This is a genomic window from Clostridium sp. (assembly GCF_030532265.1).
Taxonomy (GTDB): Bacteria; Bacillota; Clostridia; order Clostridiales; family Clostridiaceae; genus Clostridium.
In genome coordinates, this window is sequence record NZ_JAUNLM010000020.1 from 16,109 (window position 1) to 34,072 (window position 17,964).

15 protein-coding genes, 1 tRNA gene and 1 pseudogene are annotated in these 17,964 nt (G+C 25.8%); 3 read left to right on the forward strand and 14 right to left on the reverse strand.

The window, feature by feature from the left end; all coding sequences use genetic code 11:
• Positions 1-89 precede the first annotated feature (89 nt).
• Positions 90-1,505, forward strand: coding sequence for a pyruvate kinase (pyk, locus tag Q4E08_RS06255; RefSeq protein ID WP_303129448.1), 1,416 nt, complete (start codon positions 90-92; stop codon positions 1,503-1,505).
• Positions 1,506-1,637: 132 nt separating this feature from the next.
• On the opposite strand, the gene rpsA is transcribed toward pyk, so the two are convergent.
• Positions 1,638-2,774, reverse strand: a complete 1,137-nt coding sequence (gene rpsA / locus Q4E08_RS06260) for a 30S ribosomal protein S1 (protein ID WP_303129449.1) — start codon at positions 2,772-2,774, stop codon at positions 1,638-1,640.
• Positions 2,775-2,927: 153 nt separating this feature from the next.
• Between rpsA and Q4E08_RS06265 the strand changes: the two genes are divergently transcribed.
• Entirely contained in the window at positions 2,928-3,452 is a 525-nt protein-coding gene (locus Q4E08_RS06265; protein WP_303129450.1) for a hypothetical protein, read from the forward strand.
• A 42-nt stretch (positions 3,453-3,494) separates the two neighbouring features.
• On the opposite strand, the gene Q4E08_RS06270 is transcribed toward Q4E08_RS06265, so the two are convergent.
• The 12 genes from Q4E08_RS06270 to Q4E08_RS06325 form a co-directional block, all read right to left on the reverse strand.
• Positions 3,495-3,701 (reverse strand): heavy-metal-associated domain-containing protein, encoded by a 207-nt coding sequence (locus Q4E08_RS06270; protein ID WP_303129451.1) that lies wholly within the window; start codon positions 3,699-3,701, stop codon positions 3,495-3,497.
• 59 nt (positions 3,702-3,760) lie between these two features.
• The gene (locus Q4E08_RS06275; RefSeq protein ID WP_303129452.1) at positions 3,761-6,445 is read right to left on the reverse strand and encodes a heavy metal translocating P-type ATPase; all 2,685 of its coding nucleotides are present in this window, start codon (positions 6,443-6,445) and stop codon (positions 3,761-3,763) included.
• 27 nt (positions 6,446-6,472) lie between these two features.
• A complete protein-coding gene (locus Q4E08_RS06280) occupies positions 6,473-6,742 on the reverse strand; it encodes a metal-sensing transcriptional repressor (protein WP_303129462.1) in 270 nt (89 codons plus the stop codon).
• Between the two features lie 139 nt (positions 6,743-6,881).
• The gene (locus Q4E08_RS06285) at positions 6,882-7,295 is read right to left on the reverse strand and encodes a CBS domain-containing protein (protein ID WP_303129453.1); all 414 of its coding nucleotides are present in this window, start codon (positions 7,293-7,295) and stop codon (positions 6,882-6,884) included.
• Between the two features lie 71 nt (positions 7,296-7,366).
• Positions 7,367-8,284, reverse strand: coding sequence for a 3'-5' exonuclease (locus Q4E08_RS06290; RefSeq protein WP_303129454.1), 918 nt, complete (start codon positions 8,282-8,284; stop codon positions 7,367-7,369).
• 24 nt (positions 8,285-8,308) lie between these two features.
• Positions 8,309-10,006, reverse strand: coding sequence for a DNA mismatch repair protein MutS (locus tag Q4E08_RS06295; protein ID WP_368410166.1), 1,698 nt, complete (start codon positions 10,004-10,006; stop codon positions 8,309-8,311).
• A 218-nt stretch (positions 10,007-10,224) separates the two neighbouring features.
• Positions 10,225-11,109 carry a metal ABC transporter solute-binding protein, Zn/Mn family gene (locus Q4E08_RS06300; protein ID WP_303129455.1) on the reverse strand — a complete coding sequence of 295 codons (885 nt, stop codon included), beginning with the start codon at positions 11,107-11,109 and terminating at the stop codon, positions 10,225-10,227.
• A gap of 74 nt (positions 11,110-11,183) precedes the next feature.
• Positions 11,184-13,928, reverse strand: coding sequence for an AAA family ATPase (locus Q4E08_RS06305; RefSeq protein WP_303129456.1), 2,745 nt, complete (start codon positions 13,926-13,928; stop codon positions 11,184-11,186).
• On the reverse strand, positions 13,918-15,048 hold the full coding sequence (locus Q4E08_RS06310) for a DNA repair exonuclease (RefSeq protein WP_303129457.1): 1,131 nt from the start codon (positions 15,046-15,048) through the stop codon (positions 13,918-13,920). The genes Q4E08_RS06305 and Q4E08_RS06310 overlap by 11 nt, the downstream gene beginning before the upstream one ends.
• A 165-nt stretch (positions 15,049-15,213) precedes the next feature.
• Positions 15,214-15,399 (reverse strand): alpha/beta-type small acid-soluble spore protein, encoded by a 186-nt coding sequence (locus Q4E08_RS06315; protein ID WP_303129458.1) that lies wholly within the window; start codon positions 15,397-15,399, stop codon positions 15,214-15,216.
• A 107-nt stretch (positions 15,400-15,506) separates the two neighbouring features.
• Positions 15,507-16,112: a hypothetical protein gene (locus Q4E08_RS06320; protein WP_303129459.1), complete on the reverse strand. Its 606-nt coding sequence runs from the start codon at positions 16,110-16,112 to the stop codon at positions 15,507-15,509.
• A 246-nt stretch (positions 16,113-16,358) separates the two neighbouring features.
• A tRNA-Trp gene (locus Q4E08_RS06325) sits at positions 16,359-16,434 on the reverse strand.
• A 152-nt stretch (positions 16,435-16,586) separates the two neighbouring features.
• On the opposite strand from Q4E08_RS06325, the gene Q4E08_RS06330 reads away from it, so the two are divergent.
• Positions 16,587-17,654, forward strand: coding sequence for a nitronate monooxygenase family protein (locus Q4E08_RS06330; RefSeq protein WP_303129460.1), 1,068 nt, complete (start codon positions 16,587-16,589; stop codon positions 17,652-17,654).
• A gap of 48 nt (positions 17,655-17,702) precedes the next feature.
• On the opposite strand, the pseudogene Q4E08_RS06335 reads toward Q4E08_RS06330, so the two are convergent.
• Positions 17,703-17,964, reverse strand: a pseudogene (locus Q4E08_RS06335) (aminopeptidase); the annotation flags it as partial.

Genomic DNA, 17,964 nt, shown 5'->3' on the forward strand with positions numbered 1-17,964 from the left:
AACTTTTTTAAATTAGTTATTACAAATATTCACATAATAAATTAGTATACTTTAATATTTATTAATAACATATTTGCGAGGTGATTTTTATGCAAAAAACTAAAATGATTTTTACTATTGGTCCTGCAAGTGATTCAAGAGAAGTTTTAAGTGAATTTATGAAAATAGGCATGAGTGCTGCAAGACTTAACTTTTCTCACGGAACTCATGAATCTCATAAAGAAAAAATTGATTTAATTAAAAGCTTAAGAGAAGAATTAAAAACCCCAACAGCTATAGTTCTTGATATTAAGGGTCCTAAAATAAGAACTCATAACTTCAAAAATGATGGTGTTGATTTAAAAGAAGGTGATAATTTTTCATTTATATGTGGTGAAGAAATTTTAGGTGATGAAAATAAATGTTCAATTACTTATGACGAACTTTATAAAGATGTAAAACCAGGCGGTACTATACTTGTTGATGATGGGCTACTTTCCTTTAAAATCAAGGAAATTAAAGGAAAAACTATTAACTGTATAGTTGAAGTTTCAGGAACTATAAAAAATCATAAAGGTGTAAATGTTCCAAATGTTAGTATAAACTTACCTTCTGTAACCGAAAAAGATAAAGAAGACATAATATTTGGTTGTCAAACTGGAGTTGATTTTATAGCCGCATCTTTTATTAGAAAAGCTTCAGATATTTTAGATGTTAAAAATATCTTAAAAGAACATGGTGGAGAACACATAAAAGTAATTGGTAAAATTGAAAGTCAAGAGGGAGTTAATAATATTGACTCAATAATTGAAGTAGCTGATGGAATAATGGTTGCTCGTGGTGATATGGGTGTTGAGATACCAATAGAAAAAGTTCCAATAATTCAAAAGCAAATAATTAAAAAATGTAATAAAGCTGGAAAAATAGTTATTACAGCAACGCAAATGTTAGATTCAATGATTAGAAATTCACTTCCAACTAGAGCTGAGGCTTGCGATATATGTAATGCTATATTTGATGGAACTGATGCAATTATGTTAAGCGGTGAAAGTGCTTCTGGTAACTTTCCTTTAGAAGCAGCAAGAACAATGGCAAAAATAGCTAAGGAGACAGAAGAAAACTTAGAATATGATTTTATAAATTCCAAAGTTGAGCCATCTGACCTTTCATTTGCTGATGCCATAAGCTATTCAGCTTGTAGAACTTCAAATGCTGTAGGTGCAGAAGCTATAGTTGCTGCAACTCAAAGTGGCGCTACTGCAAAGTTAATTGCAAAATATAGACCTAAAGCTCCAATTATTGCTATAACTCCTTTTGATTATGTAATGAGAGGTCTAGCTTTAGATTTTGGTGTATTCCCTGTTAAATGTAAAATGTTTAATACTACAGATGAAATATTAGTTGAAGCTAAGAAAGTTGCTAAAACTTTTGATTTTGTAAAAGAAAATTCAGAAATAATAGTAGCAGCTGGTATGCCAACAACTCATACAGGCGGTACTAATATGTTAAAAATAGAAAAAATTTAATTAAAATAATATATAAAAAGATAGCTGAATATATAATTTTTCAGCTATCTTTTATTTACAAATATAATTTAATACTTAAATTAATATATGTTTTAATTAAAAATTATACTTAATTTTATTATTTATAATCATTTAAAATAAATCTTTAAATAAATCTCCAAGTGTTACTCCTTCATCATTGTCATCAACATATTGAAGATATTCTTTGCTCTTTTCAGTTGCATCTTTTATGCTTAAAGCTAATTTCTTTTCATTTTTATCAACATTTAAAACTTTAACTTTGACTTTTTGACCAACCTTTAATACTTCTTCAGGTTTCGCTATGTGTTCATCAGTTATTTCTGTTATATGAACTAATCCTTCTATTCCTTTAAACACTTCAACAAAAGCTCCAAAGCTTGTAAGTCTTACTACCTTACCTTCTAAAGTATCACCAATTTTTAGTTCATCTCCATGTAAAGTCCATGGTTCTTTAGCTACATCTTTTAATACTAATGATAACTTTTTATTTTCTAAATCTACGTTTCCAATGTAAACTTCAACTTCATCATTTACTTTTACTACATCTTCAACTCTCTTAACTCTTTCCCAAGCTAAATCATTTATATGAACTAAACCTTGTATGCCTCCTATATCAACGAAAGCCCCATATTTAACAGTTTTTTTAACTATACCTTTTCTTTTTTCACCACTTTTTAATTCTTTCCATAAAGCATCTTCTTTTTTCTTATGTTCTGCTTCTTCAATAACTCTTCTTGAAGCAACTATTCTATTATTATTAAAATCTAATTCTATTATTTTAACATCTAAATCTTTTCCTATTAAAGATTTTAATTCTATTCTTTCTCTTGAAGCTTGTGATGCTGGTATAAATACTCTTACTGAACCAAAGTATGAAACTAATCCACCCTTTACTTCTTCTTTAACTTTTACAGTTAATATCTCGTCATTTTTAAAAGCATTTTTTATTGCTTCTCTTTCTTCTTTTAATAATGCTCTTTTTCTTGAAAGACTTACAAAGCCTTCCCCATCATTTGGTGAAAGAACAACTACATTTATTTCATCTCCAGGCTTTACAACCTCCATTGGATTTTCATCATTATTTGTAAGTTCTTCTCTAGTTATTACTCCATCAAAGGCATATTTTATATCAACTGTAACTTGTTTATCGTTAACATCGATTACCTTACCATTTAATATATCACCTTTATTAATTCTTTTAACATCATAAGATTCTAATAATTGACTCATATTGTTTTCATTTGTCATATAAAATCACTCCTTCTATTTCCCCACATATAATCTAATTTTAATCCAATGATAATTCTAATACAAGAAAAATAGCTAAATTATAAGATATTATTTAAACATTAAATACACAAATTCATATAATATATAGTATTACTTATTGTGGGGGACTATATGAAATTATTAAAAAAATTTAATCTTTTAAAAAATTCCTCATTAAAAAAATATGAAGAATTAATTGAAATGAAAAATATTTTAGATAATTATTCAAAAGATTTTGCTAATCTATTAGATAGACTTTCAGACCTTGAGCTTGACCTTGAATTTCTTGAAGACATATATGTTGAATATGAAACTAAAGTTACATTAGCAATAAAAAAAGATAATATTAAACTTGCAAAAAAGGCCCTTCAAAAAAAGTTGATGGCTTATAACGACTTTCTAGAGCTTAAAAATTTAGTAAGTCACATTTATTATTGTAAATATAAAATACACACTTTATTAGAAAAATTTGAAGTTGAATATTCTAATATAGTATTTAATTATGAAAATAATAATTCAAAAGAACTTTCTTCCTGTATTAAAAAATTTTCAAAAATTGAATCTAATTTGTCAGAAGAATTCAAAAAAATAAATGATGTTCCTGAATTTATACCTACTGAATTTAACTTAGATAAAGAACTTAAAAAGTATATTTAATAAAAAAGGCTACAATTTTTAAGTAGCCTTCTTTTAGTATAATTAAATTTCTTTAGCTTCTATTAAATCATATCCAGCATCATCAATTATTTCATTAATTGATTCTTTAGTTAAATCACCATATACTATAGCTTCTCCAACCTTTACTTCATAACCTTTTACTCTTGGATCTCCTGCAAATGCTTCCTCAACATTTTTAACACATTTTTCGCATCCCATTCCATCAATTTTAATTTCAAACTTTGCCATAATAATCACTCCTTAAATTTTATCCCTTTATAATATTTTAACTTTTAATTGTTAACTCATTAAAACTTTGGTTTAAATTTTTTAAGTCTTAATGCATTTAATAAAACAGAAACTGAACTTAAGCTCATTGCAAAGGATGCAACCATTGGATTTAAAAGAGGACCTCCAAAAGCATATATTACTCCCATTGCAAATGGTATACCTAATACGTTATACCCAAATGCCCAAAATAAATTTTCTTTTATATTCTTTATTGTTGCTCTACTTAACTGTATTGCTGTAACTACATCTAAAATATCACTTCTCATAAGTACAATATCTGCTGATTCTATGGCAACATCAGTACCTGAACCTATAGCTATACCAATTTCTGCAGTTACAAGTGCCGGTGCATCATTTATTCCATCACCAACCATAGCAACTTTTTTATCCTCTAATTGTAACTCTTTAACTACATTTGCTTTACCTTCAGGTAATACATCTGAAACTACTCTATCTATTCCAACTTGTTTAGCAATAGCTTTTGCAGTTTTCTCATTATCCCCTGTTAACATTACAACTTCAATTCCCATATTATGAAGTGCTTTAATAGCTTTCTCACTATTTTCTTTCACAGTATCTGCTACAGCTATAATTCCAATTAAAATTCCATCTATAGCTATAAACATTGGTGTCTTTCCACTACTTGCTAAGTTATTTGCTTTTTCCTCTATAAAATTAATGCTTATATTGTTTCTATTCATAATTTTTTTATTTCCAATTGAAACACATTTATTATTAATAGTTGCATTTATACCTTCACCTGGTATTGAATTAAATTCTTGTATAGAAGGTAATTCTATTTTTTTATATTCTGCTTCTTTAACTATTGCATCTCCTAAAGGATGCTCCGAACCTTTTTCAGCAGCAGCTGCAAATTTAAGAATTTCATTTTCATCAAAGTCTTCTGTAATTTTAATTATATCTGTAACCTTTGGTTTACCTTCTGTAATAGTGCCTGTTTTATCAAATACTATTGTGTTTATTTTGTGTGCTTCTTCAAGTGCTATACCACTTTTTATTAAAACTCCATTTTCTGCACCTTTACCTGTACTTACCATTATCGCTGTTGGTGTTGCTAATCCAAGAGCGCATGGACAAGCTATTACAAGAACAGAAATTAATATATTAAGAGAAAATTCTAAATCTTTATTTCCAATAAAATACCAAACTAAAAAAGATACTACTGATATAGCAATTACTGTAGGAACAAAATATCCTGATATTATATCAGCAAGCTTTGCAATTGGTGCTTTAGTTCCTTGAGCTTCTTCAACTAAACTTATAATTTGTGATAATACCGTATCATTCCCTACTTTTGTTGCTTTATATTTAAACATTCCATGTTTATTTATACTAGCACCAAAAACCTCATCACCAACAGATTTTTCTACTGGAATACTTTCACCTGTAAGCATTGCTTCATCTATAGTTGTAGTTCCTTCTATAACTATTCCATCAACTGGTAACTTTTCTCCTGGTTTAACTAAAATAATATCTCCAACTGAAACATCATCTATGTTAACTACTCTTTCTTTTCCATCAACTAATATTGTTGCAGTCTTTGGTGCAAGTCCCATAAGTTTATTTATAGCCTCTGAAGTTTTACCTTTTGTAAGTGCTTCTAAATATTTACCAAGACTTATAAAAGCTATAATCATGCCTGCTGATTCAAAATACAAATGATGAGCAAAATGATGTTCCCCGTATCCAATTTTAATTAAAGCATACACACCATATAAAACTGATGCAGAACTGCCTAATGCTATAAGTGTATCCATATTAGGATTTAAATGAATTAAATTTTTAAATCCATGTATAAAAAAATCTCTTCCTACAATAATTACTACTGATGCTAATATAAGTTGAATAAATGCATAATTAAATGGATTATTGTTTGGATTTATAATATTAGGTACAGGTAATCCCATCATAGGTCCCATTGATATTATTACTAATGGTATTGCAAATATAGCTGACCATATTAATCTATTTCTTGCAGATTTTATTTTTTGATCACTATCATTTTTTAAATTTTTATTTTCATTATCATTTAATTCTACTGCTTCGTAACCAGCTTTTTTAACAGCATCTTCAATTTCTTTTGATGAAAGCTTTTTATTATCATATTTAACCTTCATATTAGATGTAGCTAAATTCACTACTACATCATCAACTCCATCTATCTTTCTAACAATTCTTTCAACACGTGCTACACAAGATGCACATGTCATTCCATTAACCTTAAATTTACTTTCTCTTTTATTTTTATCATTTATCTTTTCTGCACCATATCCAGCCTTTTCAATCTTTTTTACAATATCTTCTGGTGAAATTACACTTTTATCATATTTTATATTTGCTTTTTCAGTTGCTAAATTAACAGTAGCTTCTTCTATTCCATTCATCTTATTTAAAATTTTTTCCACTCTTGATGAACATGATGCACATGTCATTCCACTTATTTTATAATTTTCATTAATAATATTTTTGTTTCCTAATTCTTTAGCTTCATATCCAGCTTTCTTAACCTTTTCCTCTATATCATTAGAAGTAACTTTATCTTCATCAAAATTTACTATCATTTTTTCTGTTGCTAAATTTACAACAGCATTATCTACACCATCCATCTTGTTTACAACTTTTTCAACCCTCGCTGAACATGATGCACATGTCATTCCACTTATTTTAAATTCCTTTTTCACTTTATACCTCCTTACAAATTTCAATAATTATTTATCAATTAATTTTGTAAGTATTTTTATTATTTCTTCTATTTTAATGTCCTTTTCTTCTTCACTAACTAAAGCTTCTTTAACACAATGATGCATATGCTGTGTTAATATATGCTTATTAGCTTTTTTAAGAAGACCTTGTGCTGCTATTATTTGATTTGAAATATCAACGCAATATCTCTCATCTTCTATCATTTTTATAATTCCATCTATTTGTCCCCTACAAGTTTTTAATACTTGTAATGCTTTCTTCTTATCATCATTCAAAACAATCACTCCTTACCCCCTCCCAATAGGGGTGTATTATATTTTTATAATACTCCTTCATTTATTTAATGTCAATTTATCTTTTTTATTCATATTATTTATAAAAATAGAGCTGTTTTAAAAAAACAGCTCTAAAAATTTAATCTTCTTTAATTTCTAATTCATTATAACAATAATTTATTATATCACTTCTTTTTATTATACCAATAAATATTCCTTCATCATCAACAACTGGAACAAAATTTTGATTAACTGCAAGAGATATAAGACTTTGAATATCTGAATTTATCGAAACACTTTTATGTGCTCTTCTAGTCTTTATATCCTTAACCTTTACACTTTCTGTATTTTTAAAATTAAGATCAGGAGTATTTTTTAATTTCCATAGTAAATCTCCTTCAGTTAATGTTGAAACATATCTTCCATGCTTGTCCAGTAACGGGATTGCTGTATAACCATGGTGCTCCATTCTCTCCATAACTTGTCTCATTGTTGATTCTTGATTTTCATAAACTACTTCATTCTTAGGAGTAAGAAAAAATGCTATATTCATAGTTATCCCTTTCCTTTTTAATATTTTAATTTAAATGTCTAAGTTTATTTTAACATAATTTATAAGCTTTGTTATAGAGCTCTTTCTTTCTTAAGAAAATATTTATCTAATTTATATGAATAATCTAAATATTCTTTTTCACTTATCATACTACTAATCTCAGAATATACATATTCTCCATGTAATGTTTTTTTCACTATTACTTCATTTACAATTGCATTATTGCATTTTGAGCACTTTCCAACAGAAATAAATCTCCATTTATTAGGCATATAATCAAAGTCTAGTTGTATTTTCTTATTGCACTTTGGACATAAAGAATTAATTTTTTCATTCTCTAAAATTAATTCTTCAACATTATTAATAGTAATAGCTGGCATATCATATATATCATCAATTATATAATTTTTAACTATTCTATAATTATATAAATTTTTAAAAACAAGAACAGTAAAGTTAGCATCATTTAAAGCATCATGTAAAAGTCTGCTATCAATTTTTATGTTTAATCTTTTTAAGGCATTTTTTAAACTTAAAGATTTTTTTGCACCCAATACTTTACTAGCATATTCTTGTATATCTAAATATTTTCTAATCCACTTTAAATCTTTAAAATTATGGTAATGTGCATTTATTATTATTTGTGCAATATCATCTTTTGCCCAAGAACAAACTATATCATCACCTATAAAGTCTTTAAGCTTACTCATAGCATCACTAAAGCTTAATCCATTTTCCAAATCCTTCTCTGTAATATTTGTTATATTTTTTATTTCAGGATTTAATATTGGTATTATGGAAGGCTTAATATACGCCTTAAACCTTCCAATAACCTTCATATATTTGTCTACTTTAATTGCACCAATTTCTATTATCTCATTTTTCACACTAATTTTATTTAACTCAGAATAATCATAAAATATATTTGGATAGTACTTTTTTATATTATTTAAATTATTAAATTCTAAGTCTATTATTACGTACCCCATATAAAATACCCTCTCTTATAAATATTAATTAAATTCTATACCAGCAAGTTTCATTAAATGTATTGCATTTTGAGTTTCACTTTTGCCTTTTCTAAGCTTATAATCAAACTTTATTTTATTATCCTCATAATACTCTCTAAAATTATAATTTTCTATTCGATTATCTATTTTTTCCAAATCACAAAGTTCTAAATCATGAGTTGAAACTAATCCAATAGCTCCACTATTTATAAGTTGCTTTATAAGCTCAGTAGCACCTATATGTCTATCTACTGAATTTGTTCCCTTAAATATTTCATCTAATAAAAAGAATACTTTCTCACCTCTTTTGCTGGCTTCTATAAGTATTTTTATTCTAAGAATCTCAGCATAAAATGATGAAATATTTTCTTCTAAATTATCTTTAGTTCTCATACATGTATAAACATTAAATATTCCACATTCAAATTCTTCACTAAATGTTGGTGCTCCTATATATGAAAGAATTAAATTTAAACCTATAGTTCTTAAAAAAGTACTTTTACCAGACATATTAGATCCAGTTATTAAAGTTACCTTTTTATTATTTGAAAGAGAATAGTTATTTCTAACAGCCTTTTCTCCTAACAACGGATGACCAATCATCTTACCTTTAACTTCTTTTTCCTCTAATATCTTAGGAAAATTCCAATTTTCAAAATCAAAATATAAATTTGATATACTACTTAAAGCATCTATATCGCTAATAACTTCAAGCCAACCTTCTAAATATTCTCTATTTTCTTCTCTCCATTCATTTACATTATCTATTATAAAAACATCTGAAAATATAAATAAATTTATTATTAAATAGTATGCATTACCAACACTATCTCCAATCCAATCTAATAAATTAGATAATTTTTTCATCTCTTCTCCACAAGAGCTACCTTTGTTATTTTTAAGCTTTGATTTAATATTAAGTAAATATGATGACTTAAATTCCTTTTTTTCAATCATATTTAATATTTCAGCATAAGATTTTATTGTATATTTAATTTCATTAAATACTACTAAATCTTCTTTATTTTCTCTTGTTAGCAACTTAATAACAATAAAGTTAATCATTAAAACTAATAATATATAAGTTGGTCTTATATATCCTATTATTGAAAAAACAATACTAGAAAAAGTTAAAATTATAAATAAATAAGCTATAATTTTTTTACTTATGCCTTTATTTGACTTTTCCTTGCTCCAATTTAAGAATATTTCCAACTCATTTATTTCTTTTTTCTTTAATTTAAAATTACGCTTCCCTTTTACTATTAGGTTCTGTCTCCACTTAATATCACTGCCTAATTCTTTTATTGCCTCTTGTCTATTTTCTATATCAATTTTATTTGGTAATTTATTAAGCTTTAAATACTTAACAAGCTTATCTCTTCCACCTTTTGTTATAGTATCATTTATTAATTGAAATAAAGAACTTTTCCCAAATATATCAATATCTGATACAAAAGGATGCTTATCTTCAATATATTCTGCTCCATTATCCTCTATTTCTTTAAACTTTCCAGTTACTCTCTTTAATCCTTTTTCGTTTATTTCTAAAAACATTTTTAAAGTTTCAAATTTATTTATAAGTTTATTGTGATACAAAACAATAATTATTCCTAAAATAACCAATATAACTTCTGATAGTATAAGTAAGTTAGTCTTATTTTCTTTATAAAAAAAATATCCACTACCTATAATTAACAATACTATTAAAAGTCTACTCCACCCAAATAAAGCTATATTTTTATTTAATTCTCTTATTTTAATGTTACTTTTTTCAATATTACTTTTATAATAATCTAAAGCTTTTATAAAGAACGCCTCCTTTTACAAAATTTCACATATATAATTATATCACATTACTTTAAAAAAAGGTTTGATTCACTATTTATTAGTAAAATCAAACCTTTATTGAATCAGTTTTATTCTAGTAAACTTTTATATATAACATCAAGGTCATATTCCATACCTTCTAAATATGTTTTATCATCTTCTTTTGATTCTAAAGTGTATATTTTTTCAACTTTAGCTCCAGCTTCTCTTGCTAATGTTTCAGACTCTTTTGGTGATGCTAAACTTTCTGAAAATACTGTTTTTATGTTATTTTCTTTGCAATACTTAGCAAGATTCTCTAATGTCTTTGGAGTAGCTTCTCCATCAGCATATAAATCACTTATAGATTTTTGTTTTAATCCAAAATCTCTACAAAGATATCCAAAAGCAGCATGACCAGTTACAAAATCTTTATTTTTAAGTTTTTCAAATTTTGGTTTATATTCATTATACAATTTATTGAATTTTACCTTTAAATCTTCATAATTCTTTTGATAAAAATCTTTATTATTTGGATCTTTTTCTATTAATGCATTTTTTATGTTATTAGCTTGAACCTGTGCCTCTTTTAAACTAAGCCAAACATGCGGATCTATCTTATCCCCATCTTTTATTACCTTAACATCTTTACTTGAATCCACCATAAGTGTTTTGCTATCTTTTAATTGACCCTTAACTTGATCTAACCAATGCTCTAAACCTAAACCATTATATACAAAAACATCACTTTCTGTAAGAGTTTTTAAATCAGTTGGTTTTAATTCAAAATCATGTGGTTCTTGACCTGGACCAACTAAAGTTAATATATTAACCTTATCTCCACCAATCATTCTTGTAAATTGCTCTAACGGATAAATTGAAACTACAACACTTAACTTTCCATCTTTTTTAATTTCATTAGATTTCTCACCAGAACATCCAATCAATCCTATAGTCAAAAGCAGTACGGAAATTATACCTATAATTTTTTTCAAATTCTACACCTCATTTGCATATGATTTGCATTTGCATAAAATCATATTAATATAATTTCCCAGTAATGTCAATTCTAAATATTTATAAAGTTTGCTTTAATTTCTTTATTTTTAATAATATTTTTATCAATTGATTGACATGAAAATATTATTGTTTGAGCAAAATTCATATCATTTATAACATCTATTGCTCTTTCCCTTCTTATGTCATCATATTGAACAAACGAATCATCAAATATTATAGGAACTTTTTTATTTTTAAATATTAATTGTATAAAAGCTATCCTAAGAGCTAAATATAACTGATCATTCGCCCCATTACTTAAATATTCTCCGGGAAATATGTTTATTTTGTCTCTTACTGTCATATTATAGTCTTCTCCAAGCTTAACTTCTGAATATTTATCTAAAGTTAATTTTTTAAATATCTCTAATATTTTTTTATTAAGCGCTGGCCCAAAGCTTTCTCTTACTTCTCTTCCTGAAGCCTCTAAATTTTCTATTGCAACGTCTATAGCTTTTAATTTTTTATCTAAAATATTAATTTCTTCTACTATGTTTTCTAAATCTTCTTCTATATCTACTATATTTCTTTTACCTAAAAAACTAGTTTTTATTATATTTTCTAAATCTTTTATTTTCTTTTCTACTTCTATTAAAAGATTTGATTTCTCTTTTACTTCCCTTTCTATTTCTTCTTCTGAATTATATTTATAATTTATATTGCCATTTAATACATCTTTTATTTCTTCTTTTATCTCTTCAATATTTCTGTCTTTTAGTAATACTTTATATGTTTCATCAACGCTTTTTAATGAACTTTCTAATTCTTTCTTCTTTAAAATTTTATCTCTAAATTCTTTTAAATACATTTCTAAGTCTACTAATTGAATATGCTCTAAATCCATAACAGTTAATTTTTCTTTTATTTCTCTTTCTTTTTCTTTTAACTCTGATATTATTCTATCTAAATTTTCTTTCTTGGAATTATATTCTATATTCAATAAATTTAAATTGTTTTTTATTTTATTATATTCATCAAGCTCTAAGTAAATTTCTTCTAAATTATCACAATTACAAAGTTTCATTATTGATGAAAGTATTTTTTCATTTTGTTTGTATCTATCTTCATCTTTTTCAAAAGATAAATTATCTAGTTGTTTTTTTCTCTCTTCAATTCTTAATTTTGATTGGCTTTCTGCAACATAAAAACTTTCTAATGTATTTATAGCCATTAACAGATTTTTGTAATTATTACATTTTATTAATTTTACATATTCATTTAATTGCTCTTCAATATTTTTGATTTCACTATTCAAATTATCAACAACTTTTTTACTTTCTAAACCACTATTCACATTATTTAATGAATTATTACTAATTAAAATAATTACTATTCCTAATACTATAAATATTGCAAATATTACATATAAAAATATATTGTTTATTGATGCTATATTGATACCAATTAATACTCCACTTATTGCTGATAATATAAATCCTAGTTTCCTCTTGCTTTCTAATTTAGATTTTTCTATTAAAACTTTATCATCATAATTATCTGAATCCTCAACTAAATTTTTTACTTTATAAAGCTTTTCTTCATATTCTTTAAATAAATTTTTTACTTTATCTCTATGTGATATTAGCTTTAATGAATCTCCTAAAAACTTTTTCTTTTTATTTATCTTGTCCTCTTCTTCTTCAATAGATAACTTTAACTTCTTGTTTAATAAAGCTCTTTCTCTAAGACCTTCTTGTTCTGCATTTAACCTTATTAACTTTTCTTTTAATCCATCCTCCATTGAAGAAAATACTTCATATCTCTTTATTTTCTCACTTTCATCCTTTATTCTATTTTCTACTTCTTTTAATTCATACTCATTCTCATTTTTTATGTCTAAAAAAGTTAAATACTTTTTATTTTCTTCACTAAGTTCATTTATATATTTTTCATCTATTATTCCATTATTTCTTCTTAGTTCTGTTTCAATTTCCTTTTCTCTTCTTTTTAAATCTTCACTCTTTTTTAAGTAATTTGTTATTTCTCCATATTCTTTTTGAAGATTAATTTTCTTTAAGTATTTTTTAAATAATTCTAATTTCTCTATTTCTTCTCTTAACTTTTTTCTCTCTTCTTTTTTATTTATTAATTCATTCTCATTAATTAAGTTAGATTCTGAAATTTTATAAGCTTCATATCTTTCTTCTATGACATTATTATATCTTTCTTTTAATATATCAAGTTCACCATTTTTTCTTGTTGTAGTTAATTCTTTTCTAGTAAACTTAAGCTTTTCAATAGCAGAATATGCTGAAACCTCTCCTTCACCACAACCAAATATATCAATTATTTTTTGTATTATTTGTTCATCTTTATCCCTTGATACAACAACTCCAAGTTGAGGTATAAATAATGTCTTTAAAAATGTATTTGAGTTTACCCCTAAAAAATATGAGCCTGGCTCATCTTTATTTATATCTTTTACTTCTTCTCCAGTTAACTCATCATATATAATAGATACATCATCTTTTTTAGTTAAACCAAAACTTCTTTTAATGATATAATCTTTATTTTCATGTGATACTATAAGCTCACCTTGCATTTTTTCTCCTGAAAATGGCATATACTTTTTTCTTAAATTATTCTTTCCACCTCTAGAACTCCCAAATCCATATAACCAAATTCTTATAAAATTCTGAATTGTACTTTTCCCTTTTTCATTTTCACCATATAATAAATTTATTCCATTATTTAAATCTATTTCTCTGTCCTTAATCCCTCCAAAGGATTTAATTCTAATCTTTTTAATAATCATCCAAATTCACCTCATCTTCTGTCAAGCTTTGCAGTCCTATTTTTAAAGCAAGTTCTAATATTTCTAATTCTTCTCCACTTGCCTCAGATATTTTATTACTAATTTTTTTTACAAATATTCCTTTTGTTGAATGTTCATTTTCTATATCATCTATTTTAACTTTTATTTTTGTCTTATCTTTAATCTTTACAAAGTAAAATTCACTATCTAACTTTTCCTTTAATATTTTTTCATTTATCTTAAAACTTGCGTCAATTTCACCAACTAAATTTACTTTAAATATATTAATTTTCAAATCAAAATCTTTAAGTTCTTCTAAGATTTTTCTTTTTATTTCTCTATACCCAAATGCACCTTCTATATTTACATCCTTCTCTATATACTCTCTTTTACATGTTTTTTTAAAATTCAAATCAACATAACCTTTTCCTACATATCCGATTAAAATTCCCTTTGCACCTAATTCATCAAAACCTCTTCCTTGAGGACATCCACTATAAGCATAACTTGTTGTTCCAACCTTTTGCACTCCATTAAATTTATGCCTATGTCCAAGAGCTATATAATCTAATTTCGATTCTTCTATATCCTTTATTGTTATAGGATTATATTCATTTGTAGTTCCTTGATTTGATAATTCCCCATGAATCACAGCTATATTTATAAAATTTTTATCTATTTCTATATTTTTTAACATAGATTGTCCAACATAATTATCTTCAAAAGCTGCTCCATAAATATTAGTTTTTAACTCTTTTATAAAAACCTTTTCTAAAGAACTTTTAAAAACATGTACATTTTCCGGCCAATCAACTAGCTTATAAAACGATTTAAAGTTATAAGGATCATGATTTCCTGGACTTATAAAAACTTTTGTTCTTTTTAATCTCTTTAATTCTTCCTGTATAAAAATTAATGTACTTTTATCTAACGTATAATTATCAAATATATCTCCTGCTAACAGCATTATATCTACATTTTCTTCATTACATATTTTAATTATATTACTAAAAACTTCTTTTATTTCCTCTTTACTTTTATCTGCTAATTTATTTCTAAATTCTTTAAATGGTGTATCAAAATGTATATCTGCACAATGAAGTATTTTTACTTTTTCCATAATAAATCCACCTTTCTATTTAACGAACTTTTGTTCTCATTTTATCATACATTTTACGCAAAAAGAAAGAGGATGATTTACTAAAATCATCCTCTTGGCATTGAAATACGTATTCCTTAAATGGTGTAATTACAAAGAGTTACTTAAAACCCTTTCAGTAGGTGTTTACTTTAGAGAACTTTCGTATTCCTCTACCATTCTCTTAACCATTTCGCCACCTACGGATCCACATTGTCTTGAGCTTAAATCTCCGTTGTAATCACTAAATGGAACTCCTAATTCTCTAGCTACTTCATTTTTAAATGCTGCTAGACCCTTTTTAGCTTCTGGAACTATCACTCTATTTGACATAATTGATCCCTCCTCAGGCTTACGGTAATTGTAAAATAAATTTTAATTTATCTTACAATCATAGTTTATCCTGAGGATAAAATTTAATCCCAAGTAACTTTTTCCAATTACATTAATGCTTTAAACTTATAGCCCATTTTATTTAAGTCATTTATTTTATTTTCTAATTTATTATATTCTTCTTCATTAATTTTATTTAAATCTATATAAAAAGCTATATCTTGATTATTTAAATCAATTAAATCAATTTTTTCATCTATAATTTGAACATTATTTTTATCTAATATATTTTTAATATCTAAGTATTTTGGTATAATTGTATGACCATTTTTTTGCATTAAACCATAATACTGTTTATTTTCATCGTCAATTTGTTCATTTTCTAAAAATGTTAGTTTAATTTTTAATGAATTTGCAAAATCAATAATTTCAGGTACGTTCTTGTTTATATTTGCATCTTCTGATTGTACTATTACATACACACTAGATACATCCTTATCTTTTAATTTTTTTATTGATTTATATTCAGTATCTACAATAGTGTCAACAACATCATTTATTTTTTGTTCCTTATCCACACTTATAACTTCATGTTTTTCTGAAAGAATAACTCTAGTTTGAGTATGTATTATCCTATCTATAAAAATTATACTAACTAAAGTAACTACAAGAATTAAAATGCCCATTACAAATTTCTTCTTATTTTTACTCATATTCCCCCTCCTACATTGCTTCATAATTAAATTATACCATATTTTTTAATTAAATATTAATTTTTTTTCGATTATATTAATATTTTCTCTTTTTTGTTTTCTTTTTTGACAAATTAATTACATTTTAATATTTTTTTCTATATTTTCTAAAATTATAGGAGTTTTTTTAAATATATTTAATGTTTTACTTAAAATATTATTTATAACAACAAAAAAAGCACTTAGTTTCACTAAACTAAGTGCTTTTGGCAGGGGCAGTAGGACTTGAACCCACAACCAATGGTTTTGGAGACCACTACTCTACCAATTGAGCCATACCCCTAAGACGCTATTTATTTTATCATAAAATATTATGCTATGTCAATATTATTTTTTTGTAACAACATATTGTTAATTTTTATATTTTAGATTATAATATACTAAAATATTTTGATTATCAAAATATTTTAATTTCAAATTAAGTGAGGTGTTTAAATGAATATAAAACCCTTAAAAATAGGAGAATTAGTATCTAGGTTACCTATAATTCAAGGTGGAATGGGTGTTGGTGTATCTCTTTCTAATCTAGCTTCTGCTGTTACAAACGCAGGTGGCATAGGAATTATTTCTTCAGCTCAAATTGGATTTAAAGAAAGAGATTTTGAAAATAATCCTTTAGAAGCAAACCTTAGAGCATTAAAAAAACATATAAAATTAGCTAAAGAAAAATGTAATAACGGAATAATAGGAGTTAATATTATGGTTGCAACAAATGAATATGCAAGATATGTAAGAACTGCTATAGAATCTGGAATAGACCTTATTATCTCTGGAGCTGGCATGCCCACAACTCTTCCAAAACTCACCAAAGGATATAATGTAAAATTGGCTCCAATAGTCTCTTCACTAAAAGCAGCAAAAGTAATTCTTAAATTATGGGATAAACACGATAATATAGCACCGGATATGATTGTAGTTGAAGGACCAAAGGCCGGAGGACATTTAGGTTTTAAAAAAGAAGATATTGAAATTTCAAATGAAACTTTTGATGATACTATAAAAGATATAGTATTACATGTTAAAGATTATGAAATTAAATATAATAAATCTATTCCTATAATTGCAGCTGGTGGCATATTCAATGGTAACGATATAGTTAAATATTTAAATCTTGGTGCTTCCGGTGTACAAATGGCTACTAGATTTGTAGCAACAGAAGAATGTGATGCATCAAAAGAATTTAAAGAATCATATATAAATGCTACAAATGAAAATATCGGAATTGTTAAAAGCCCAGTTGGGATGCCAGGTAGAGCTATACTAAATTCTTTTGTAAATAAAACTTTAAATGAAAATATCAAAGTTACAAAATGTTATAATTGCTTAATACCTTGTAACCCTTCTACAACACCTTATTGCATAAGTAAAGCTCTTATAAATTCAGTTAATGGAGACTTAGAGAATGGTCTTATCTTCTGTGGTGAAAATGTAAGTAAAATTAAAAATATAACTACAGTAAAAAAATTAATGACAGAATTAGAAAACGAAATTAAAGCAATTTAAAAAAGGGAAGAATAAATTCTTCCCTTTTCTAATTACTTAATACTATATTTATTTTGTTAGATATAAATATAGTAATTTTATAGTATTTTCTAAAGCACTATAATGTGTTCTTTCCATTCCATGTGATGCATGTACTCCTGGTCCTATAAGTGCTCCTCTTATATTATTTCCACCTCTAAGCGCTGCCCCTACATCTGAACCATATCTTGGGTATATATCAATTACATAATTTAAATTATTTTCTTTTGAAAGATTAACTAATTCTGTTACCATATTATAATCATAAGGCCCACCTGAATCCTTTGCGCAT

What these genes read in the sequence shown, in the direction of transcription:
- Q4E08_RS06320 (WP_303129459.1), bottom strand. Translation starts at nt 16,112, where the DNA reads ATGAGTAAAAATAAGAAGAAATTTGTAATGGGCATTTTAATTCTTGTA.
- pyk (WP_303129448.1), top strand. Translation starts at nt 90, where the DNA reads ATGCAAAAAACTAAAATGATTTTTACTATTGGTCCTGCAAGTGATTCA.
- Q4E08_RS06310 (WP_303129457.1), bottom strand. Translation starts at nt 15,048, where the DNA reads ATGGAAAAAGTAAAAATACTTCATTGTGCAGATATACATTTTGATACA.
- Q4E08_RS06330 (WP_303129460.1), top strand. Translation starts at nt 16,587, where the DNA reads ATGAATATAAAACCCTTAAAAATAGGAGAATTAGTATCTAGGTTACCT.
- Q4E08_RS06270 (WP_303129451.1), bottom strand. Translation starts at nt 3,701, where the DNA reads ATGGCAAAGTTTGAAATTAAAATTGATGGAATGGGATGCGAAAAATGT.
- Q4E08_RS06265 (WP_303129450.1), top strand. Translation starts at nt 2,928, where the DNA reads ATGAAATTATTAAAAAAATTTAATCTTTTAAAAAATTCCTCATTAAAA.
- Q4E08_RS06290 (WP_303129454.1), bottom strand. Translation starts at nt 8,284, where the DNA reads ATGGGGTACGTAATAATAGACTTAGAATTTAATAATTTAAATAATATA.
- rpsA (WP_303129449.1), bottom strand. Translation starts at nt 2,774, where the DNA reads ATGACAAATGAAAACAATATGAGTCAATTATTAGAATCTTATGATGTT.
- Q4E08_RS06315 (WP_303129458.1), bottom strand. Translation starts at nt 15,399, where the DNA reads ATGTCAAATAGAGTGATAGTTCCAGAAGCTAAAAAGGGTCTAGCAGCA.
- Q4E08_RS06285 (WP_303129453.1), bottom strand. Translation starts at nt 7,295, where the DNA reads ATGAATATAGCATTTTTTCTTACTCCTAAGAATGAAGTAGTTTATGAA.
- Q4E08_RS06305 (WP_303129456.1), bottom strand. Translation starts at nt 13,928, where the DNA reads ATGATTATTAAAAAGATTAGAATTAAATCCTTTGGAGGGATTAAGGAC.